The sequence below is a fragment of the Scytonema sp. UIC 10036 genome (genome assembly GCF_009725235.1).
This window is the reverse complement of the sequence record NZ_WJFC01000052.1, coordinates 19,563-41,365: the sequence shown is the minus strand read 5'-3', so window position 1 is coordinate 41,365 and position 21,803 is coordinate 19,563. Positions and strand designations below refer to the sequence as shown.

Genomic DNA, 21,803 nt, shown 5'->3' with positions numbered 1-21,803 from the left:
TTTAAATCAACGTATTCAAATGTTGTAGCAACTGTGGTGCTTGTAGGACACCTTCAATCCGATCTACAGGCTGACCTTGTTTAAACAGCATAAGCGTTGGTAAAGCTTCAATCCGATACATTGTTGCCAACTGAGGATACTTTTCAGTATCAATTTTAACTACCCTGATACGTCCCTGGAGTTGGGCGTTGACTTGCTCTAGAATGGGACTCATCATGTGACAAGGTCCGCACCAATCAGCGTAAAAATCCACTAAGACAGGAACATCAGAACCAGATAGCATTTCTTCAAAGCTGTTGAATTGCTTTTTGGTAGTCATGTAATACCCACCAATTTTTTATAGTTTGATTTTTCAATGGTAATCTCTGCTAGCAGCTATCCGCCCAGTTTCAACGATTGTTTTTATTGTTGCACTCAGATAGTCCTATCATGTATAGCGCGACAACAATGAAAGGGAACGCTCAATGGACTTATTGCCAGAAAATTTGCAAAATTTACGCGGAAAAGTTGCTGTGGTGACTGGTGCTTCACGAGGAATTGGACGTGCGATCGCACTCGAATTGGCAAAACTAGGCGCAAATGTAGTGGTCAACTATGCCAGTTCCAGCAGTGCGGCTGACGAAGTTGTCAAGACAATTACCGATGCTGGAGGAAATGCCATCGCATTACAAGCAGACGTGAGCAAAGCTGACCAAGTGGAAGCCTTAGTCAACACGGTTATGGAAAAGCTCAGCCGAGTTGATATTTTCGTCAACAATGCAGGTATAACTCGCGACAATTTACTTTTACGAATGAAGCCAGAAGATTGGCAAACCGTCATCGATCTCAACCTTACGGGAGTCTTTCTCTGTACTCGTGCCGTGAGTAAAATTATGCTCAAGCAACGTTCTGGGCGAATCATCAACATTACCTCCGTTGCAGGGCAAATGGGCAATGCCGGACAAGCCAATTACAGTGCAGCAAAAGCAGGAGTTATTGGCTTTACCAAAACAGTCGCTAAAGAATTTGCCTCTCGCGGTATTACCGTCAACGCAGTTGCTCCGGGCTTTATTTCCACGGATATGACAAGCGACCTAAAATCTGAAGAAATTCTTAAATTTATCCCCCTAAGCCGATACGGTCAACCAGAAGAAGTGGCTGGGATGGTGCGCTTCTTAGCTGCCGATCCAGCAGCAGCATATATTACCGGACAAGTCTTTAACGTCGATGGCGGAATGGTAATGTAGCAAAAATTATGAATTATGAATGCTGAATGATGAATAAATTATGAATTATGAATGCTGAATGATGAATATACAATTCATAATTCATAATTCATAATTCATAATTCATAATTCATAATTCAAGCCGTTCGTATTTTTTGCAAAACCACGAAGCCTAAGAGAGAGATGATGCCAACGGTAGTGGCAAACATCTGTAGTAAGCTCATATTTTGCAATCTCATAGCCAACAAATTGCAAATCAAAGCAATTGACCAAAGAGTCAGCGCCGCATGACGTTGAGATAAACCCCATGCAAGCAAGCGGTGATGTAGGTGGTCTTTCCCAGGAGTACTCAGAGGATTTTTCCCTGCCATCAAGCGTCGGATAAACACTTGAGTAGTGTCTAGCACTGGTAGGAGTAGAAATAAAACTGGAGCTACTAAAGAGACAGCTGTGGGGGCTTGTAAGTTTCCTAAAATACCCGTAGCTGCTAAGACGTAACCAAAAAAGTATGCTCCAGCATCACCCATAATAATGCGTGAGGGGTGGAAATTATGACGTAGGAAGCCTAGCGCTGCTCCTCCCAATGCTGCCAAAACTAATGTTGCTGCAGCACGGTTGGGAACTTGGGCTGAAACAGCTAGTAGACTCATGGCAGAAATAAAACTGACTCCTCCAGCCAAACCATCCATACCATCCATCAAGTTAATAGCATTGGTGATTCCTACCACCCACAGTACTGTTAGTAATATCGATAATATATAGTCGAACGGAGTGCCAAAGGAAACATTCATAGTGATCCGATTGGCAACCAATAACAGAGCTGTCAGTATTTGAATTAATAAACGAAAAAGAGGAGGCAAACCGAACTGATCGTCAATAAAACCGACAAGTACTAAGATCGAACCACCTAGTAAGATAGTGAGTACCTGAGCCAGTACTCTTTCGAGTTCAATAGGTCGTAAGAGACTGGCAAGTACCACGGCGGCAATTACACCTGCATAAATAGCCAAACCTCCTGCATTAGGCAAAGGCTCGCGATTAATCCGCCGTGCATTTGGTTGGTCAGCCCATCCAACTTTCAAGGCAAACTTACGGACTGACGGAATCATCCGCCAAGTAACTGCATAAGCTAAGAGAAATGTAAAAACTACTGCCAACCAGCCGGAACCACTGGGTTCAGCAATACCTAGGTAACGAAGGGCGTTGTGTATATTCATCTAAACTCCGTAGGATACCCTACCCGATAACGTTGTAGGGTAGGGAGGAATGCGGCTCAACCTTAATGGCTCAATGCCATTAAGGTTGACAATTTCTGAGTTGACAACACGAGAAGACCCGTGTTTCGCCTTATCAATCGGACTTTACTAGCAGCAAATTGTTAAACTAAGCCGCTCCGTCACCAGAGCGACTCGTCTTCAAAACCGGACGTGAAAGTTTCCCCTCATCCGGCTCCTCAGTAATTTGGTGCTTGTCCAAGTGCATACCTCCAACCAAATCATCATCGGCTGTTTTTGTATCGTGGCAGTGTCTGTGTAATAACTGGAGATTTTTATATTCGTCTTTACCACCTTTGCTTAGGGGTATTTTGTGGTCAATTTCCAGTACATCTTCCTCGCGGAAGTACAGTCCGCAATGAGCGCATTTTCCTTTTTGTTGCTTTAAAAGTGTTGTCACTCTTTTTGGCACTTCGGGGTGTGTGCCCATTCTTGAACTCCAATAAATTAGGTTGCCATCGTATGGACTGGCTTCGCCTTTAACTTTTATATGGCGAACTATGGGTGTATCCCTATGATTAATTAACCGCAAGAGATTGTTACCTTTGTTCGGCGTGGCGAATACCCAATTATTACCGCCAATGGTTTGCCAGTATTTCTTAGCTACCCATTTTCCTGATTTATTTGGATGACGGCGTTGCGCCCAAGCTTTAAGTTTTGGATACATGAGATTATCGAGACTGGAGTAAGCTTCTTTGCTGACTACCGTCGAATAATAGTTTGACCATCCTCTAATTACCGGGTTGAGTCGGCTGATTAGCGCCTCTTGTGGCGCTTGCTTATGGTCATCGATGATACTAGTTATTCGTTCGTAATGTATCCTCTGCTTTTCTTTGCTTGGGGTGATGATTGTTTTGAAGCCTTGTTTTGAGTGGTATTTACCCACTGGGAACTGCCTAACATTAAAACCAAGAAAGTTAAATCCTGGTTCTTCATTTTCATACTTATTTAAAGTGTGAGTTAGGCGTGTTTTTGATGGCTTCAATTCCAAACCCATGCCTTTTAACCACTCAGATATAATTATCTGGCATCTTTGGACAACGGTTAAATCTTCGTGGATAATCACGAAATCATCGGCGTACCGAATAACGGATGGTGGTGTTTGCACCTTCTTCAACTTTCCTTCAAACCTTAGCGTTTTTTGGAGTTTGCGAACTGCTTTGACATCACCACGCGCTGAGGCTCTGTAGATTCTTTTTTGCAACTTGTAAACTCGTTTTTCTAGCTGATGCCAGTTAACGTGCCTCCATTCCACCATCGATTTGTCATTCACAGTTTCATGATTTTGCAACTCCTTCAAGGGTTGGGTTGCTTCCTCAATTGATTCTGTTATGACTTTTCGTGTTTTAGACATATCTATTGCTACTGTGACTCTACATTCCAAATTGCCGTGAGTCTGTCAGCATATCCTTGCCATTACAGCAGGGCATTCGCTTATGACTCAATCCTACCTATCTATTGCTTGCGGTTAGCACCTGCTTGAGTATCGACCCCTCAAGAGCAAACAGTAGGTAACTCGTTCCAGATGACCGTAGGTTGAACCTTTAGAGTTGACGCTATCCACCGGGTTTGTTAGGGGTGCTTGCTGGTCAATAGGACACTTGCCAGCCCATTATCCTTTGCCTTTTGGCTCCAGTGCGATAAGCCTTATTTCACTGGTTAAGCGTGTCGATGGTTCAGGCGCGTCTTCGCTTGCGCTACTCATGGGTTCATGCTCGAAGGGAACCAGTTTTAGGCTGCCAGTTTTACCTCCTTTTTCACCCCGCTTTAGGGATTGATGGCTAGTCGCTACCCTAGGGGTGATGCTGTCACCGCTGCACCTGCGGGGAGGGATTTCTTCTTAGTACTAAGATTTACTTAGAGTCACCCTCACGGTCATCTAGTTGTCAAGGTTCTGTCCCGGTTTTCCGGTTCTTTTTTCCCTTGCCGCTCATCCTTAAGCATTTATGCTCATTTCGAGCGAACGATTCGCACGTCCCAGTCGCTTCCAGTCAAAATCGCTAACTGAGACTTGTTTTTCGGTATCACCACTCACCCAACCACGATATGTCTTGCCAGCTTTTAGGGCAACAACATAATCACCTAGTTGAAGTTTTGCCATTAAGTTTGCCTGCTTGTCTTTAAGCTTCAGTTTTACCTTGTACTCGTTGTCTATTGCTACTGTCTTATATGATTGGGCATTGGGCATTGGTTGTTGATACTTCTTCCTTGTCTCCCTTGTCCTCCTTGTCTCCCTTGTCCCCAGTGCCCAGTCCCCATTCCAAGCACCTACATATTAATCAATTTTTTCCAAACAATCCGCAGTCTTTGCCGGAAAAATTAGCACTCTTGCCTTCTGAGTGCTAAATTGTAAAACAGGACGTGCTAGAGAACTAAAACATGGCGAAAATTGTTTCATTCAATGAGGACTCTCGACGGGCGTTAGAACGAGGTATCAACGCTCTAGCTGATGCCGTGAAAATTACTTTGGGGCCTAAGGGTCGTAACGTTCTGTTGGAGAAGAAATTCGGTGCGCCTCAAATTGTTAATGATGGTATCACCGTTGCTAAAGAAATTGAACTAGAAGATCCCCTAGAAAACACTGGTGCAAGACTCGTCCAGGAAGTAGCATCGAAAACTAAAGATGTTGCCGGGGATGGGACTACCACTGCAACCGTATTGGCGCAGGCGATGGTCAGGGAAGGTTTGAGGAACGTTGCTGCGGGTACTAATCCTATTGCGTTAAAGCGGGGAATCGACAAAACTGTTGAGATTTTGGTACAAGAAATTGCCGCAGTGGCAAAACCAGTGGAAGGGTCTGCGATCGCACAAGTGGCTACAGTTTCGGCTGGTAACGACGATGAAGTCGGGAATATGCTAGCTGAGGCGATGGACAAAGTCACCAAAGATGGTGTAATTACCGTAGAAGAATCTAAGTCTCTGACAACCGAACTGGAAGTTGTTGAAGGGATGCAGATAGACAGGGGTTACATCTCTCCCTACTTCATTACCAACAACGAGCGGATGACGGTAGAATTTGAAAATGCCCGCATCCTAATTACTGATAAAAAAATCAGTACAATTCAGGATTTGATTCCTGTTTTGGAAAAAGTCGCTCGTTTGGGTCAACCTTTGTTGGTAATTGCTGAAGATGTCGAAGGGGAAGCTTTGGCAACTCTGGTAGTCAACAAAGCAAGGGGAGTACTGACTGTTTGTGCTATTAAAGCACCTGGGTTTGGCGATCGCCGCAAAGCCATGTTACAGGATATTGCCATTCTCACCAACGGACAGTTGATTTCCGAAGAAATAGGTTTAAGCCTAGATGTTGCTTCTTTGGAAATGCTGGGAACTGCTCGTAAAATCACGATTGATAAAGAAAACACAACCATTGTTGCTGCAGGTGACAGCACTAAAGCAGACGTGCAAAAGAGAATTGGTCAAATTCGCAAACAACTCGAAGAAACCGATTCAGAATACGATAAAGAAAAATTGCAAGAGCGCATCGCCAAACTAGCTGGTGGTGTTGCGGTGATTAAAGTTGGTGCAGCAACAGAAACCGAACTGAAAGACCGCAAACTCAGAATTGAAGATGCTCTTAACGCTACCAAAGCGGCTGTGGAAGAAGGTATAGTTCCTGGTGGTGGAACAACCCTCATTCACTTATCCCAGAAAGTAGCAGAATTTAAAGAAAGCCTCAGGGGCGAAGAAAAGATTGCGGCTGATATTGTAGCGCGATCGCTCGAAGCGCCCCTGCGCCAAATAGCAGACAATGCAGGCGTTGAGGGTTCCGTCGTTGTTGAAAGAGTACGAGAAACCGATTTCAACATTGGCTACAACGCGGCTAATGGGCAATTTGAAGACTTAATTGCTGCGGGAATTATCGACCCTGCAAAAGTAGTACGTTCAGCGTTGCAAAATGCTGCTTCTATTGCAGGAATGGTCTTAACCACCGAAGCACTCGTCGTTGAAAAACCAGAGAAGAAACCACCAGCCGGTGCGCCTGACATGGGCGGTATGGGCGGTATGGGTGGCATGGGCGGTATGGGTGGCATGGGAATGATGTAACCCTTTTTATACCATACCGTAGGGTGGGCATTGCCCACCTTTTTTATTGCTTTAAATGAAAGAAAGCTCTGGCATTTTTGACATTTAACGGAGAATTACCTCAAAATCTCTACGAATTTCTCCAAGTTAATTTACGAAATTATTTGCTAAAATGGAGCACACCCATGTAGCAGAGCGATGCCCGAACCCTAAAAAATTTAGAATCATCAAAAACTATTATGACCCAGCAACCAACAAAACACCCGATACGCAGAGGTAGGATATTCCCTGAACATACGATACCACCTGAAGAACTAGCAAGACGAGAAACTGAACGAAAAGAGCGCTATCAACATTGTCGCCCAGTCTTTGAAAGAGTCCGTGATGAATTAATAGCGAACCATTACAACTGGTTTATGATTATTGAGCCAGATAGCAGTGAGTATTTTATCGATCTAAATGAAGATGTTGCCATACACAAAGCTCGTCAAAAATACTCAAGAGGTACTCTTGTGATCTTCCGCATTAATGAGACCGGAGCCTGCGGAATGATATGATTGTAGGTAAATTTGGTGACATAGGAGAGTTATTGTTTGAAATAGATTTGATTGCAGCTAATAGGGAAGTATTTCCAGTTGATGCGCTTCTAGATACCGGATTCACAACAGGTTGGTTGGCGATTAACGAGCAAAATGTTGATGCCTTAGGATGGGTTTCTATTGAACTCAATCGCACTATGCGAACAGCACAAGGTGAAAGCACGTTTGCTCTCTATGAGGGCAAAGTCATACTAGATGGAGTTGAGTATGTTATTCCAGTTCACGTTGGACGAGAAGTTTCAGAAACTCTGATGGGTCTGCAGTGGCTGAGAACAAAACGGTTAGTAGTGGATGAAATTTTGGAAGTACTAACGTTGGGAGCAAGTGAATAGCGAAATATTTGTTGATTTGTAAGGTTCTGTTCAAGACATTTTGGCATCGTGGCAGTTGAGAATTTTTATAAATCGGCTGGATACTTTATATCTTTTAAGATTTAAATATTTCCTACTAAAGATAGATTTTTACAATTGGATGCGATCGCACATCCTGCAATAGTTTAATTTTTTCTTTATAGATAATTTTTCATGACTAATATAGTTTACAAACAGATCGTTGTTTGGAAAAACTCTAAAATTTTCCTTGTACGTCGCGCTTTTTTACGGCTTACCCATAGCCCTCTTTTTCAGAGCATTTACCCATAGCCCCCTTATTAAGAGGGTTGGGGGGATCTACAACTTGTAGAACCTTAGAAAATAAGTTGAGCTTGCGTAAGCCCTGTTTTTGCTGAAATTGGGTTTACCATAAAAGATATTTCCTGCAATTTTCCATATATACAAGTGCATAAGTTGGTTGTGTTGACACTTATTAATAAATGTGTCAGCCAAAAAATCCAAAGATGTAAAGAAATGTCAAATTAAGTGATTGAGTTTGTAGTTGCGATGCATGCGCTAAAGTGCTACTACGAACCAGTAATTCTTAGTTATGTGCCGAGTTAATTTATTTTTTTTACAAGGTTAGCCCTGTATTCAGATTGCAAAATTAGTTCCAAGGACTCAATTTTATGGTTTCCACTACACAACCAACTTCAAATGTCACAGAAACTCCTGTAAGCAGCAAACAACCAGGAATGGGTAGTATTGTTTACGATCGCGGTACGGCTTTTAGAGTGTGGGCACCATTTGCCAAAACAGTCCATGTTGCCTTATATGAACAGGAAAATCAGGATAAGGATAAACCACAAAAACTTATAGAACTAGCTTCTGAAAACAATGGTTACTGGTCAGGTGATGTGGAAGATATTAAACCGGGACAACTTTATAGATATCGCATCGTTAATCGAGATTCAGGACAAGTTCTGTGGAAAATAGATCCTTATGCCAAAAATCTAACGAATTCAGTTGGTAAAGCAATTGTCAGCCGATCTGATTTTGAATGGACTGATGATAATTTTCAGATGCCCGATTTCAACTCCCTAATTATCTATGAGTTGCACTTGGGTACATTTAACGATACGCCTCATGGAGAACCAGGAAATCTAAATAAGGCGATTGAGAGATTGCCTTATTTGCGAGATCTTGGAATTAATTGCATTAACATTATGCCCACAGGTGAATTTGCAGCCAATTTTTCCTGGGGATATAATACTGCTTTTCCATTTGCTCTAGAGTCTACCTACGGTCAATTAGATGACTTTAAAAATTTTGTGAATGCGGCTCACAATTATGGTATTGGTATCATCCTTGACTGTGTATACAATCATTTTGGACCGAGCGATTTACAAGATGGATTGTGGCGCTTTGATGGATGGAGTTTAGATGACTGGGGTGGAGTTTATTTTTACAACGATGGACGTGCCATAACGCCTTGGGGAAATACTAAACCCGATTATGGCAGACCGGAGGTGCGTCAGTTCCTTAGAGATAATGCCATGTTCTGGCTGGGGGAGTGCCACTGTGATGGGTTGAGGATAGATAGCACCAGTAACATTTGGGGATTTGATAATGGGAAAGGGTGGAACAATGATGGTTTTAATCTGCTGCGTTGGATTAGCGATGAGATCAACTACTTTTTCAAGTACCCCAGACACAAAATTTTGGTTGCTGAAGACTGGCATAACGATGGGTGGTTAACTAAACCGACCCCTGAAGGGGGTGCAGGAATGAGTGCTGAATGGCACTGGTTTATTCACAATGTCCGACACGAATTGGAAAATCCTTTGGATGAGTATCGGAACATGAATGAGGTTGCCAATGCGCTTTACGGTCGTTTCAATGGCGATGCTTTTAAGCGAGTGGTTTATACAGAATCCCATGATGAAACTGCTAATGGAAAAACTCGAGTCAACAGACAGATAGACCCCAATAACCCCGAATCATGGGTTGCTAAAAAGCGGTCAACTTTGGGGGCTGCAATTGTTCTCACTGCACCAGGAATTCCTATGATTTGGCAAGGTCAAGAGTTTCTAGAAGTGGATCATTTTCGTGATGACGATCCTTTGGACTGGGATAGATTGCAGCGCTTTGCTGGTATTCACGACCTTTACCAACGCCTTTGTCAATTGCGCCGCAACTGGGATAATAATACTCGCGGTTTGAGAGGACAGCATATCAACTGCCATGTGGTCGATAACTTGAATAAAGTAATAGCTTACCATCGTTGGGATCGAGGTGGTGCTGGTGATGACATTATTGTCATTTTGAATTTCTCCAACCGCTATTGGGATTCTTACCGAGTGGGGTTACCTCGTTTGGGTACTTGGTGGTGTCGCTTCTCAAGCGATTGGAATGGGTACAGCAACGATTTCAGTAATTTTGGCGGACACGCTGTTAGTGGCGAATTTTCTCCTAAAGATGGAATGGCATACAGTGCGGGTTTTGCTCTTGCTCCTTACAGTGCTCTCATTTATTCTCAATGACAGAAAATTAAATTGTTAAATTTTCCTTTGCCCATCACAAATGATAGAAATTGCAAATTCTACAGTCAATGAAACGCCAATTATAAATATTCGTTAATTTATATAAATATTCCTAAAGCAGGTTGTCCGATCGCAGCAACCTGTTTTTTCATACTAGTGACGAGTCAAAAATATTCATGCCGAAGAAAGTGCGTCGATCTTCTAAAATGGCAAAAAAAGTTCGTCAATCTCCTAAAATGGCAGGAAAAGTTCGCCAACGGCGTACAACGGCAAAAAAGAACCGTGCCTCTTTTCAAGAGGTTAGTCAATCTCCTATAGAGAGATATTATCACCAACCGGGCACTATACCTGGATTTCTTTATATTCCTCCAGGTTCTCCACCGCCAAAGATATCGTTAATTGACTATAACGCTGTCAATATTATTCGTAAGGAAATAGCAACTCCAGAAGAGTGCGCTGTCTACTTAGATACACGATCTATTTCCTGGGTGGAGGTACAAGGTCTTGGAGATGAAGACGTTTTGCGACGCTTGGGTAAGGTGTTTGGTTTGCATCCTCTGGTGTTAGAAGATATAGTCAATGTGGCAGAACGCCCAAAAATAGAGGAATATGAAGCTCAATTGGTTATTATTTGCCGAATGGTCGTACCAAAAGGCACAGACCAAGGCTTTCACAGCGAGCAAGTGAGTCTGGTATTGGGGGAAAATTACTTGCTTTCGGTACAAGAAGAACCAGAATATGATTGTTTGGAGGGTGTGAGAGCAAGAATTTGCAATAATAAAGGTATTATTCGGAAGCGTAGGGCTGATTATCTGGCTTATACTCTGTTAGATGCAATTGTAGACGGTTTTTTTCCAGTTTTAGAACGGTTTGGCGATCGCATTGAAGAGTTAGAAAACGAAGTCATTGAGAACCCCACCCAACAAACACTACAAAAAATTTATGAAGTCAGAAGAGAATTATTGCAATTACGCCGTTATATATGGCCTCAACGGGATGCCATCAATTCACTGATTCGGGATGGCAATGAATTAATTCGGGATGAGGTGCGAATCTACCTGCGAGACTGTTATGACCACACAATACAAGTCATCGATACGATCGAGACTTATCGGGAACTGACATCTGGGTTAATGGATGTTTATCTTTCGGCGGTGAGTAACAGGATGAATGAGGTGATGAAGTTTTTGACCGTTATGTCATCAATTTTTATTCCACTCACCTTTATTGTCGGAATTTATGGTATGAACTTTAATACAGAAAAATCCCCGTACAATATGCCCGAACTCAATTGGTACTGGGGCTACTTTCTTTGTTTGGGTGTTATGGGAGCGATCGCAATTACTATGGTTGTCATTTTTTGGCGGAAAGGCTGGTTCCAAAACTTCTCAAAAGTTAATAGTGATTCCAACAAGTGAGTTTAATATTCTTTCAGTAGTACAGGAGGCTATATAGAAAATATGAGAGATGGTGATTCAAATTTACTGGTTTTAACACTTTATGTCATTGGCATCACTTACACTTTCAACCAAATGGTTGACTCTATTGATGACCAAATAAAGCTGGAATTCAACAAAGCAAAGGTAGATGAACAACTGAAAGAACAAGAACTTCAAGGCACAATTGGAGTATCTTTCTCGCTGAAACCAATGTACTCAATAAAAGATCCAAAAGACTTATCTATTAATATTGAAAACAAATCTGAGGATATCATAATATACGTAGACTGGGACAATTGTACATTTATGGAATTTGATGGAGTTTCACGGCGCGTAATGCGGGAAACTCCAGTGGACAAACCAGCTATAATCCGTGACTTAGCCGTACCCCAAGTGCCGAGTGCAATTGTTCCGAAAACAACTTTAAAGGAGAAAATTTCATCCGAAAGTGTCTTCGAACTCGATATGGAAAAGAGAATCTATAAAGCACGAGACGAAGCATCAATAGCCAATGTCCTGAAATGGAAATCAAGCCCTGTTAGGGCGCAAAAAAAAGAATTCAGCAAGTTCATGGACAGAAAACGCAACTTTGACTTTTCGCTGAATTTGGTGCTAAGACTGGCAAGTAAATATGTCGGTCTTGCCCCAGGTAGGGATTTTCCTCCCGTGTGTATTGTCAACTGTCCCTTTACAGTCAGAAAGCTTCCTTGGACTTATGCTCTCCCTTGGAATAAAAAAAGGTAAAAAATGCAACAACCTGGAAAAAACTTCTAGCAAAGCAAAAAAATTAAGAATTTCATCCTTAATGTTGTCGAACATTCATACTTTCTCAGTCATCCAAGATTACACTGGTTATAAGGAGAGAGTAGGCGCAGGCGGTTGCAGGTCAGCTTGAAGAAGCTAGCTTGAGGAAAGTCCGGGCTCCCGAAAGACCAGACTTGCTGGGTAACGCCCAGTGCGAGCGATCGTGAGGATAGTGCCACAGAAAGATACCGCCTTCTGAATGATGAATGATGAATGATGAATGATGAAAAAGCTTCAGAATTCATAATTCAAAATTCATAATTCAGTTGGTAAGGGTGCAAAGGTGCGGTAAGAGCGCACCAGCACGACTGAGAGGTCGTGGCTCGGTAAACCCCGGTTGGGGGCAAGGTAAAGGAACTACGGTTGGTCTTTTACCAGTTCCGCAAACAAGAGCCGCTAGAGGCGTCTGGTAACAGGCGTCCCAGATAGATAACTGCCCTTAAAATGTAAGAATGTTTTACAAAATATTTTTACATGAGAGAACAGAACCCGGCTTATGTCCGACTCTCTCCTTATTTTTGTCATTTGTTATTTGTGAGCTTGTCATTTGTACATGACCAATGACCAATGACCAATGACCAATGACCAATGACCAATGACCAATGACCAATGAGTCTTGCTTATCCACGCCGTCAAAGGCAGCTAGAAAGTTTAGTAAAAAAATTAGGTCTGCCAATAGCAGCTCCTATAAAGTGGCAATTGCTGGATTTAGCATTGACTCATCCTACAGTCTCTGAGTCAGCTAACTACGAACAGCTTGAGTTTGTAGGCGATGCTGTCGTCCGTTTGGTGGCAGCAGTTGTCTTGTGGGAAAGTTACCCAGATTGTTCGGTTGGGGATTTTGCAGCAATCCGTTCGGTATTGGTGAGCGATCGCATTCTTGCCCAACTAGCAAGAGAGTATGGTTTGGAGTTATACTTACTAGTCGCTGGAAGTGCTACAGCTGACAAAATTGGTCAAGAATCTCGACTGGCAGATGCTTTTGAAGCAGTTTTGGGAGCATTGTATTTAAGTACTCAAAGTCTTGAATTGATCCGTCCCTGGCTAGACCCTCATTTTAAACAACTCACTACAGAAATTCGTCTCGACCCCGCCAGACTAAATTATAAAGCGGCTCTACAAGAATGGACGCAAGCCCAGCATAAAGTACTACCAGAATATCGAGTTGTAGAGAAAACTCAACCACAACACATTCAAGAACGTTTTCTTGCAGAAGTATGGCTGCACGGACAAAAGCTTGGAGAAGGGAAAGGGCGTTCAATCAAAGCAGCAGAACAAGCAGCCGCAAAAGTTGCTTTTCTCGCACTTAACAATCAAGAACAATCTTGATTGGTTAGTGGTTAGTAGTTAGTGGTTAGTGGTTGGTGGTTAGTGGTTAGTGGTTGGTGGTGAAGACGAGATTGAGTATTGTAAAACATTGACAGTTGACTCTTAAGAGCTGAGCATTGATTAAATAACTCATAATGACTAACCATTGTACGGGTGCAATGCCTTGCTCCCCTACTAACCATTAACCACTAACTACTATCTATTAACAAATGATTAAAATTGCTGTAATCGGTGTTGGACGTTGGGGAGTACATTTGTTGCGGAATTTTCTCGAACATCCGCAAGCTAAAGTCACAGCAGTCGTAGATCCAAGCCCTGAAAGGTTGACAGAGGTAAAACAGCAATATCATTTAGATGACACAGTACTACTTACTACTGAGTGGCAAGCAATACAACAAGTTGACGGTTTAGAAGCAGTTGCGATCGCTACACCTGCAAGTACTCATTACTCCCTAATTTCTGATGCTTTGTGTTGGGGTTACCACGTTTTGGCAGAAAAACCTCTGACTCTTAACCCTAGTGAATGTCGAGAACTTTGCCAACTTGCAGAGCAACAGAAACGACAGTTGATGGTTGACCACACCTACTTATTCCATCCAGCCGTTAAAAGAGGAAAAGCAGTAGTTCAAGCAGGACAATTGGGTGATTTACGTTACGGATATGCTGCTCGCACCCATTTAGGACCAGTCCGTCAAGATGTTGATGCATTGTGGGACTTAGCCATTCACGATATTGCGATATTTAATACATGGCTGAATCAAATACCCATAAAAGTTGAGGCTAGGGGTAAAGTTTGGTTACAACCAGGGCTATCAGATTTAGTGTGGGTGACGCTGACATACCCAAACAACTTTCAAGTTTATATTCATTTATGCTGGCTAAACCCTGACAAACAAAGACGGCTGGGTATTGTGGGCAGTCGTGGTAGTCTCATTTTTGATGAAATGTCACCTGCATCACCGTTAACCTTGCTATACGGAGAATTTGAACAACGAGAAAACAAATTTATTCCTACAAATCAAAGACAAGAAGTCTTGGAAATCGAAAAAGCAGAACCTTTAAAGGACGTATGCAATAGCTTTATTAATTGTATTCTTAATAATCTTCCCTCAGAAACTTCATCGGGTTGGGTTGGTACAGAATTAGTACAGATTCTTTCTGCTTTGACAGAATCTCTCAACCAAGATGGCAAATCTGTATTGGTGGTTAGTAGTTAGTGGATAGTGGATAGTGGTTAGTGGTTAGTAGTTAGTTAGTAGGGTTGGGTAAGCTTTAGCCCTACCTACTGTACGGGCGCAAAGCCTTGCGCCCCTACCAACCACTATCCACTATCCACTAACCAATTACAATTTCATATCTTGCATTTTAAATTTAGAAATTTTAATTTCTTTATTTAAATTAGAGGGTAAGAAGTTGCCTTTATGGTTTGTATCTCCTACTTGTGTCGTTGCAGTTACTTGTCTACTTGGAGAGGAAATAGTCATATTTTTTGAGCCTGCTCGATCTTCAGATTCACTTAACAAAGAAATATCAATTAAAGGCAAAGTGATTGTAACTGTTGTCCCCAAATTACTACCCTGACTTTCGAGGGTAATAGTACCGCCCATAAGTTCCATTAAGTTTCGTGATATTGCCAAACCCAATCCCGTACCGCCAAATTTACGAGCATTGGCATCATCAACCATGACAAAGGGACGAAAGAGTTTTGATTGTTGTGTTGGATCGATCCCTATACCTGTGTCTTTAACTTTTATAATGACCTCAGCTTTATCATCACGATGCTGAATATCTGTAGAAATTGTAATGCTTCCTTCCTCAGTAAACTTGGTAGCATTGCCAAGAACATTAATAAGCACTTGTTTTAGCTTTGGTGAATCAGCATTGACTGGTATGACTTCTTCTAGCTGCGGGATATTTAATTGCAAACCTTTTTTTTGCACGTTGACAGATTGTATGTTGATAACGTCCTTTAAAATCTGTGTTAAATCCACAGGTTTTAGAACGACTGATAGCTTGCCAGCCTCTATTTTGGAAATATCCAGAATATCGTTAATAATTCCTAACAAGTGAATTGCTGTATCATCAGCACGCTTGAGAAATTCTAGTTCTTCTTCTCTGTCATCACACATCCCTTCTCTTACTATGCGAACACAATTAATAATGATGTTAAGCGGATTTCTTAATTCATGAGATGTTGCTGCTAAGAATTGAGTTTTCACTTGATTGGCATCTTTCGCTTCTTTCCATGCTAATTCCAACTCTTCTGCCCAAACTTTAAGGCGGTTCAACATTTGATGCAGCGCTTGAGCTAGTTGGTTAAATTCACGTATTTGGAAATTGTGAGGAACTGGTTGTGTAGATTCGTTGAGGTGGAGATTTAAAGCATAGTCTCTTAATTTTTCTACAGGACGGGCTAAATAACGAGCTACATACAGTGAAGCTAATACACTTGCTCCAATCAAACCAAATGTTAAAACGGCAAGAATAATTTTTATTTCTTGAAGCCCGTAAAGAGCATCATCTAAACTAGTGACTGATATTATGACCCATTTTCTGTTTTGTCCTTCTGTAAGAGGGCTTGGAATAGCTGTATATCCTGCCAGTAATTCTTCACCTTCATGTTCAAAAAATAAATGTAGAAAATCTTGCCTTCCTGCCAAAGCGTTTTTAACAATGCTTTGTAATCTTGAAGCGTCAGCGTGTTGTTTTATATTTGTTCCTACTCGCGATGCTATTGGATGTGCCAGAATTGTTCCATCATCAGAAATAATAACTGTAGACCCGGTTAATAAGCCCAACTTATTGCTTATTCTTTGCTGCATTAGGACTGATTTAAATCTCAATACATAACGCATATTGTCTTCACTATCGTACACGGGCGCTGATAGCATAAGTTGCAGGTTATTTCGTATATCTTTTTGACCGGTTGTTCCGACTTGTGCTGGTAATACTGTCTCCACATTAAAGCCTTCACTGGAAAAAGGAAATTTTACCTCTCCAAATGATTTGATGCCACAAGTACTAGCTAAGATGTCATTACTTTGGGGATCGATTAGTTGAATGCAATCAATTTGTTTTGGTAGTTGTTTCGCAATCTTGGTTAGAAATCGCTGCACTTCTATAGGTAAACCCGATCGCACAGTCGTTGTTTGACTTGCATTGATTAAATTGATTTTTAAAGCAGCACTCGCTTCTACAAGCTTCTCGCCCTTAATAATGGCACTTTCCGTTAAATTTTGCCGTGCTGTTTCCAGCAGACTAGAGCGTGCCTTTTTATAAGCTACAATCTCCCCTATCAATAAAACTGGAACTGACAGTAGCAAAATTTTTGACACTAAAATTCTCCGAAAGGATGATTGACGGGGTTTAGCCATCGGCAGTCTCTCTTAATTATGTGCCAATCACAGCAGCAACTCAAAGAAGTTGCTATTGTTCTTGAGTTACAAAATTCCCTATTCTACAATCCTATTTAAAATATAAAAGAGTTCAATAGGAAAAAGAAGTCAAGTATACAAACCCTCATAAAAACGCTTGCCCATGCAACTGTCATTTACGTGCAAATCATCATGATGAAATTTCATTCGGGAAAGTTTCCAGCATTGTATTGTTAAAGGTAACAGGTTTCTTTGAAAACATACAAACTATCAATCTAATTGAACTGTGCAAGACCGTCCACATACCATAGTAATCTTAGCAATGAGTGCTGATGGCAAGATATCAGATGTCACGCGATCGCCTGCTCGCTTTGGTTCAAAAACTGATAAAGCCCATCTCGAAGAACAAATTGCTTTGGCTGATGCTGTCATATTCGGTGCTGGTACTCTCCGCGCCTACGGTACAACACTCACCGTATCACACCCACAACTGCTGCAACAACGAGCTCGTGCGGGAAAGCCTCCTCAGCCGATACAAATAGTAATTACACGTTCTGCTCACCTAAATCCGGAAATGCGCTTTTTTCAGCAAAAAATTAGCCGTTGGTTACTAACTGCATCGCCAGGAGCGCTTTTTTGGAAAGAACGTTTAGATTTTGAGCAAATACTAGTTTTTGAAAAACCAACAGGAGAAATTGACATAGAGGCTGGTTTAAAACATCTGAAAAATTTAGGCATAAAACGTTTGGCTGTTTTGGGTGGTGGTGAGTTAGTCTCCTCAATGCTGGCAATAAATTTAATTGATGAATTTTGGCTCACTATTTGTCCGTTGATTATAGGTGGTGCAGCCGCACCTACACCAGTAGAAGGAAATGGATTTTTATCCGATTTAGCGCCGAGCTTGCAATTGTTAGAAGTTCGCACCATCGAACAAGAAGTCTTTCTGCACTATTTTCTTAAGAGGTCAAAAGAATAGTGTTAAAATTTAATACAATTCTCAATTTAGGTATTTTGACCTTTAGCAAAATTTCAGCGTCGTTTTTCCTCTATAGAAAGACAGCGTTAGAACTTTCAAACCTCACAAGTTTTTTTATGAACTGGCTAGCCCACTTGTTTTTGTCGGAAAAGAACGTTGAAAGTCGCTTGGGAAACCTCCTTGCCGATTTAGTCAAAGGTTCAGCTCGCCAGAATTTGAATTTTGGTATCCAACGAGGTATAGAATGCCACAAATTTATTGATAGTTTTACAGACTGCCACTTCATTGTTCGATGCAGCAAAGGCAGAATTAGTCAAGAATACAAACGATTTGCTGGAATACTTGTAGATGTCTTTTACGATTACTTTCTAGCAAAAAATTGGTCTGTGTACTCAAATATACCGCTTGATGAGTTTACAACCCAGATATATGAGTCATTTCAAGCTTACCCAGGGCAATTACCCCCATCGGTAAGAGCGATTTTAAACCGGATGGCTGCTGAGGACTGGTTGGGATCTTATCGCAACTTGGCTGGTGTGGAGAACACCATTAGGAGGATATCTCACAGACTGTCAATGCGGCTATCTAAACCCTTCACTTTAAACCTAGCTGTCAGCGAATTAATCACACACGAGCGCGATCTGGAAAAGGATTTTCGGGAATTTTTCCCAGAATTACTAGCTCACACCCAAAATTGGCATCTTGCTTAGTATTTACTGTAAAAATGTTGGAACAACTAAAGCCGCGTTATTCAGTTGCTTGGAACAACAAAATTTCTGAAGTACCCAAAGAAGCATGGGATGCTTTGGCTTTACCACTCAAAACCCCGTTTTTAGAGTGGGAGTGGTTGAATAATCTTGAAACTTCCCAAAGTGCCACTGCTAATACTGGCTGGTTGCCAAATCACTTAACTGTGTGGCGGGACAGAACACTCATAGCTGCTGCGCCTTTATATATTAAAGGACATAGTTATGGCGAATTTGTTTTCGATCACCAATGGGCTGACTTAGCACAACGTATTGGTGTAGAATATTATCCAAAAATGTTGGGAATGTCGCCCTTTACACCTGCCGAAGGTTATCGATTTTTGATTGCACCAGGAGAGGATGAGTACGAGCTTGTAGGAATGATGGTGCGTGAAATCGACGGTTTCTGTACCAAACACCGTATTTCAGGCTGTCATTTTCTCTACGTAGATCCACAATGGCATCCCATTCTCGAAAGTCAAGGTTTTACCCCCTGGCTTCACCACAGCTACATTTGGCAAAATTCTGGGTTTAATACTTTTGATGAGTACTTGTCAGTTTTCAATGCCAATCAACGTCGCAATATTAAGCGGGAACGTAAAGCAGTGGAAAAAGCAGGTTTGAGATTACAGCCGTTGTTTGGTGATGAAATTCCTAAATCCTTATTTCCCCTCATGTACCAGTTCTATGCGGACACTTGTGATAAATTTGGCTGGTGGGGTAGTAAGTACTTAACAAAGCGGTTTTTTGAACAACTACATACCCATTACCGCCATCGGGTTGTGTTTTTTGCCGCTTACAACGAACAGGATAACCGTCAGCCCGTGGGGATGTCTTTTTGCTTGGTTAAAGATGAGCGGATGTATGGGCGCTATTGGGGTTCTTTTCAAGAAATCGACTGTTTGCATTTTGATGCTTGCTATTATTCACCAATAGAATGGGCGATCGCAAACGGGGTTCAATTATTTGACCCTGGTGCGGGTGGACGGCATAAAAAACGTCGGGGTTTTCCAGCTACTGCCAATTACAGCCTGCATCGCTTTTACAACAATCGTTTGTCACAGATTCTGCGTCCCCACATTCATCAAGTGAATGAACTCGAACAGCAGGAGATTGAGGGAATTAATGCGGAGTTACCATTTAGTCAAAAGGATGGGTAATTTGTCATTGGTCATTGGTCAAAAGTCATTTGTCATTGGTCAAAAGTCATTGGTCAAAAGTCATTGGTCATTTATAAAGGTTTTTACATTTCTTTATATAACTGCTTCGGCTTTCCGCTTATCCACTGAGTTAAGGTAAAGAACTAAACTTAAGAAGGGGTTATGTAAAGGTAAAAGCTCCAGTGTTTGAATGTTAGTTTTAAGGTGAATATGGATTTGACTGTTTCAGATTTAGCGGTAATTGATGAAAAGCTTTCTCAGCGTCATATCGATCTCGATCCCGGAGGGTATTTCATTATTTACCTGAATCGGGAAGAAGGTTTAATTTGTGCTAAGCATTATACAAATGTTATTGACGATCGCGGTTTAGCGGTGGATCCTGAAACAGGGCAAGTGATTCCCGCACGAGGCAAAGTAGAACGAACTCACACTACAGTATTCAGTGGCAGAACAGCAAAAGAACTCTGCATTAGAATCTTTGAGGAAACTCAACCCTGTCCGGTCACTCAGCTAGACCACGCTGCTTACTTAGGTCGGGAATTCATCCGCGCCGAGATTGCTTTGGTAACAGGGCAAGAGTATGTTCAGGATTAAAAAGTTAGTGGTTAGTGGTTAGTGGTTAGTGGTTAGTGGTTAGTAATTAACAACTAACAACCAACAACTAACAACTAACAACTAACAACTAACCATTCGACGATGGCTGATTAATCTGATAAATGTAATATGTTGCCATTGGGATAATGGTTGCAGCAATGAGAAGCCCTATCACCCAAGCAGTTGCATTCCCTTGGTTGGTATCTTCTGCTTTTGTGAAGGTGCCTTCTACCTGTACTTTCTCAGCTATTTGGGGTGGTCCTGGATCGGGTTCCCCAGAGAGGACAGTGACAATGCGATCGCTCGCGTCTAAAAACGCCTGGTTGTACTTGTTGCCGTCCCGCAATGGTGCTGTCAGGGTTTCAGTAGCTACACTGTTAGCAATGTCATCTGACATCACAGATTTTACTTTGTCACCGGTAACGATTGAGATACCGTTAGTTAAGGTATCAATCATCAGTAGTGTTTGATTTGCTTGCGCTTCTTTTGTGGGAAACCATCTTTCAAAAAGTTGTTTTGTGAAAGTTTCAGGGGTTTCACCATAATCAAGACGGCGAACTGTAACAAATCTAACTTCATTACCCGTTTTGTTTGCCAGGTTTTCAAAAGCGCTGCTAATTTTGCCTTCGTTAGAACGGCTAATAACTTCACCTTGATCGATAACCCAAGTGCTACCTGGTGTGATATCTGGTATTTGATACACGCCTGTAGCCAGAGCAGGCATAACAAACACAGAAGAAGCAAGAACTACCATCACAAGTGGCAGAAACAGTAATTTGATATTTTTTGTCAAATTACCGACTTGGTTGAGGAGCTGTTTCATGAGATTTGCCAAAAAATGGAATAATTGCACCAAGATTAATATATACCTACGCTACAATCTATGGTTCAATTAGAAACTTGAAATCTCAGAGACTCAGAAATCCTTGAGGACAAGGATGGTAAAGTACGAAGCTCTTCACGCACGCTCATAAGGATTTTGCCAAGATAATTTTGACCGGTGTTCTTGGCTCCGCATCCCCAAAAATAATCGGTAGGAGAATTTTCTACAATAAGTTGGTCGCCTGTGGTCAAAAGAATTTCTCTAATATCGGCATGAGTTAAAAACTTTGTGAGGACAGCTTCTCTCATAACTTGAGTTTTGACGACCTCCCAGTTAGGACGAACCTGGCGAGTGCAATCGCGACCTAATGCCGCCGCTTGTTCTGGTGTTTCAGCAACATAGATAAGAGGTATAACTACCGCATCTGGTGTGCCGACAAATTTTTGAGCTTGATAATAATGCTCAACTGTAGACCAGCAAACGCCATCAATTCGGATGGAGTGAAACGAAAAATTAGAAAAACAGCCGTAAGGCTGCCAAACCTTATAAAAATAAATAGTCATATGAAAATTGGTTTTTTATGCCTCTATTTTCTTCCCTAAC

The 21,803-nt window shown here is 41.7% G+C and carries 20 protein-coding genes and 1 other RNA gene; 14 read left to right on the top strand and 7 right to left on the bottom strand.

What is annotated here, in order from left to right; translation table 11 throughout:
• Window position 1: 1 nt before the first annotated feature.
• Window positions 2-319, bottom strand: coding sequence for a thioredoxin (gene trxA, locus F7734_RS24025; RefSeq protein WP_155747005.1), 318 nt, complete (start codon window positions 317-319; stop codon window positions 2-4).
• A 145-nt stretch (window positions 320-464) separates the two neighbouring features.
• On the opposite strand from trxA, the gene fabG reads away from it, so the two are divergent.
• The gene (fabG, locus tag F7734_RS24020) at window positions 465-1,226 is read left to right on the top strand and encodes a 3-oxoacyl-[acyl-carrier-protein] reductase (protein WP_155747004.1); all 762 of its coding nucleotides are present in this window, start codon (window positions 465-467) and stop codon (window positions 1,224-1,226) included.
• A 116-nt stretch (window positions 1,227-1,342) separates the two neighbouring features.
• Here fabG and F7734_RS24015 read toward each other — a convergent pair whose 3' ends face one another.
• The 3 genes from F7734_RS24015 to F7734_RS24005 all read right to left on the bottom strand — a co-directional run bounded on the left by F7734_RS24015 (window position 1,343) and on the right by F7734_RS24005 (window position 4,667).
• Entirely contained in the window at window positions 1,343-2,422 is a 1,080-nt protein-coding gene (locus F7734_RS24015) for an MraY family glycosyltransferase (protein ID WP_155747003.1), read from the bottom strand.
• A gap of 166 nt (window positions 2,423-2,588) precedes the next feature.
• Window positions 2,589-3,833 (bottom strand): group II intron maturase-specific domain-containing protein, encoded by a 1,245-nt coding sequence (locus F7734_RS24010; RefSeq protein ID WP_243147045.1) that lies wholly within the window; start codon window positions 3,831-3,833, stop codon window positions 2,589-2,591.
• A 582-nt stretch (window positions 3,834-4,415) separates the two neighbouring features.
• Window positions 4,416-4,667 carry a hypothetical protein gene (locus tag F7734_RS24005; RefSeq protein ID WP_155747002.1) on the bottom strand — a complete coding sequence of 84 codons (252 nt, stop codon included), beginning with the start codon at window positions 4,665-4,667 and terminating at the stop codon, window positions 4,416-4,418.
• Window positions 4,668-4,858: 191 nt separating this feature from the next.
• On the opposite strand from F7734_RS24005, the gene groL reads away from it, so the two are divergent.
• From groL to F7734_RS23960, 9 genes are all read left to right on the top strand, one after another.
• Entirely contained in the window at window positions 4,859-6,523 is a 1,665-nt protein-coding gene (gene groL / locus F7734_RS24000; protein WP_155747001.1) for a chaperonin GroEL, read from the top strand.
• A gap of 218 nt (window positions 6,524-6,741) precedes the next feature.
• Window positions 6,742-7,059 (top strand): hypothetical protein, encoded by a 318-nt coding sequence (locus tag F7734_RS23995; protein ID WP_155747000.1) that lies wholly within the window; start codon window positions 6,742-6,744, stop codon window positions 7,057-7,059.
• Entirely contained in the window at window positions 7,056-7,433 is a 378-nt protein-coding gene (locus F7734_RS23990; RefSeq protein ID WP_155746999.1) for an aspartyl protease, read from the top strand. The genes F7734_RS23995 and F7734_RS23990 overlap by 4 nt, the downstream gene beginning before the upstream one ends.
• Window positions 7,434-8,101: 668 nt before the next feature.
• On the top strand, window positions 8,102-9,955 hold the full coding sequence (locus F7734_RS23985; RefSeq protein WP_155746998.1) for an alpha-amylase family glycosyl hydrolase: 1,854 nt from the start codon (window positions 8,102-8,104) through the stop codon (window positions 9,953-9,955).
• A gap of 206 nt (window positions 9,956-10,161) precedes the next feature.
• Window positions 10,162-11,373 (top strand): magnesium/cobalt transporter CorA, encoded by a 1,212-nt coding sequence (gene corA, locus F7734_RS23980; protein WP_155746997.1) that lies wholly within the window; start codon window positions 10,162-10,164, stop codon window positions 11,371-11,373.
• Window positions 11,374-11,415: 42 nt separating this feature from the next.
• Window positions 11,416-12,138, top strand: a complete 723-nt coding sequence (locus F7734_RS23975) for a hypothetical protein (protein WP_155746996.1) — start codon at window positions 11,416-11,418, stop codon at window positions 12,136-12,138.
• 117 nt (window positions 12,139-12,255) lie between these two features.
• Window positions 12,256-12,711, top strand: an RNA gene (rnpB, locus tag F7734_RS23970) — RNase P RNA component class A.
• A 96-nt stretch (window positions 12,712-12,807) separates the two neighbouring features.
• Complete coding sequence (gene rnc, locus F7734_RS23965; protein ID WP_155746995.1) at window positions 12,808-13,527, top strand: ribonuclease III; 720 nt, start codon at window positions 12,808-12,810, stop codon at window positions 13,525-13,527.
• A gap of 209 nt (window positions 13,528-13,736) precedes the next feature.
• The gene (locus tag F7734_RS23960; RefSeq protein ID WP_155746994.1) at window positions 13,737-14,744 is read left to right on the top strand and encodes a Gfo/Idh/MocA family oxidoreductase; all 1,008 of its coding nucleotides are present in this window, start codon (window positions 13,737-13,739) and stop codon (window positions 14,742-14,744) included.
• A gap of 126 nt (window positions 14,745-14,870) precedes the next feature.
• On the opposite strand, the gene F7734_RS23955 is transcribed toward F7734_RS23960, so the two are convergent.
• Complete coding sequence (locus F7734_RS23955; RefSeq protein WP_155746993.1) at window positions 14,871-16,901, bottom strand: sensor histidine kinase; 2,031 nt, start codon at window positions 16,899-16,901, stop codon at window positions 14,871-14,873.
• A gap of 286 nt (window positions 16,902-17,187) precedes the next feature.
• On the opposite strand from F7734_RS23955, the gene F7734_RS23950 reads away from it, so the two are divergent.
• The 4 genes from F7734_RS23950 to F7734_RS23935 all read left to right on the top strand — a co-directional run bounded on the left by F7734_RS23950 (window position 17,188) and on the right by F7734_RS23935 (window position 20,377).
• Window positions 17,188-17,877, top strand: coding sequence for a RibD family protein (locus F7734_RS23950; protein WP_347566271.1), 690 nt, complete (start codon window positions 17,188-17,190; stop codon window positions 17,875-17,877).
• A gap of 116 nt (window positions 17,878-17,993) precedes the next feature.
• A complete protein-coding gene (locus F7734_RS23945; RefSeq protein WP_155746992.1) occupies window positions 17,994-18,587 on the top strand; it encodes an ACP phosphodiesterase in 594 nt (197 codons plus the stop codon).
• 14 nt (window positions 18,588-18,601) lie between these two features.
• Complete coding sequence (locus F7734_RS23940; RefSeq protein ID WP_155746991.1) at window positions 18,602-19,783, top strand: GNAT family N-acetyltransferase; 1,182 nt, start codon at window positions 18,602-18,604, stop codon at window positions 19,781-19,783.
• Between the two features lie 210 nt (window positions 19,784-19,993).
• Window positions 19,994-20,377: a DUF4346 domain-containing protein gene (locus tag F7734_RS23935; RefSeq protein ID WP_155746990.1), complete on the top strand. Its 384-nt coding sequence runs from the start codon at window positions 19,994-19,996 to the stop codon at window positions 20,375-20,377.
• Between the two features lie 88 nt (window positions 20,378-20,465).
• Here F7734_RS23935 and F7734_RS23930 read toward each other — a convergent pair whose 3' ends face one another.
• Entirely contained in the window at window positions 20,466-21,200 is a 735-nt protein-coding gene (locus tag F7734_RS23930; protein ID WP_155746989.1) for a TPM domain-containing protein, read from the bottom strand.
• A 65-nt stretch (window positions 21,201-21,265) separates the two neighbouring features.
• Window positions 21,266-21,763 carry an NADAR domain-containing protein gene (locus tag F7734_RS23925; protein WP_155746988.1) on the bottom strand — a complete coding sequence of 166 codons (498 nt, stop codon included), beginning with the start codon at window positions 21,761-21,763 and terminating at the stop codon, window positions 21,266-21,268.
• Between the last annotated feature and the right edge of the window lie 40 nt (window positions 21,764-21,803).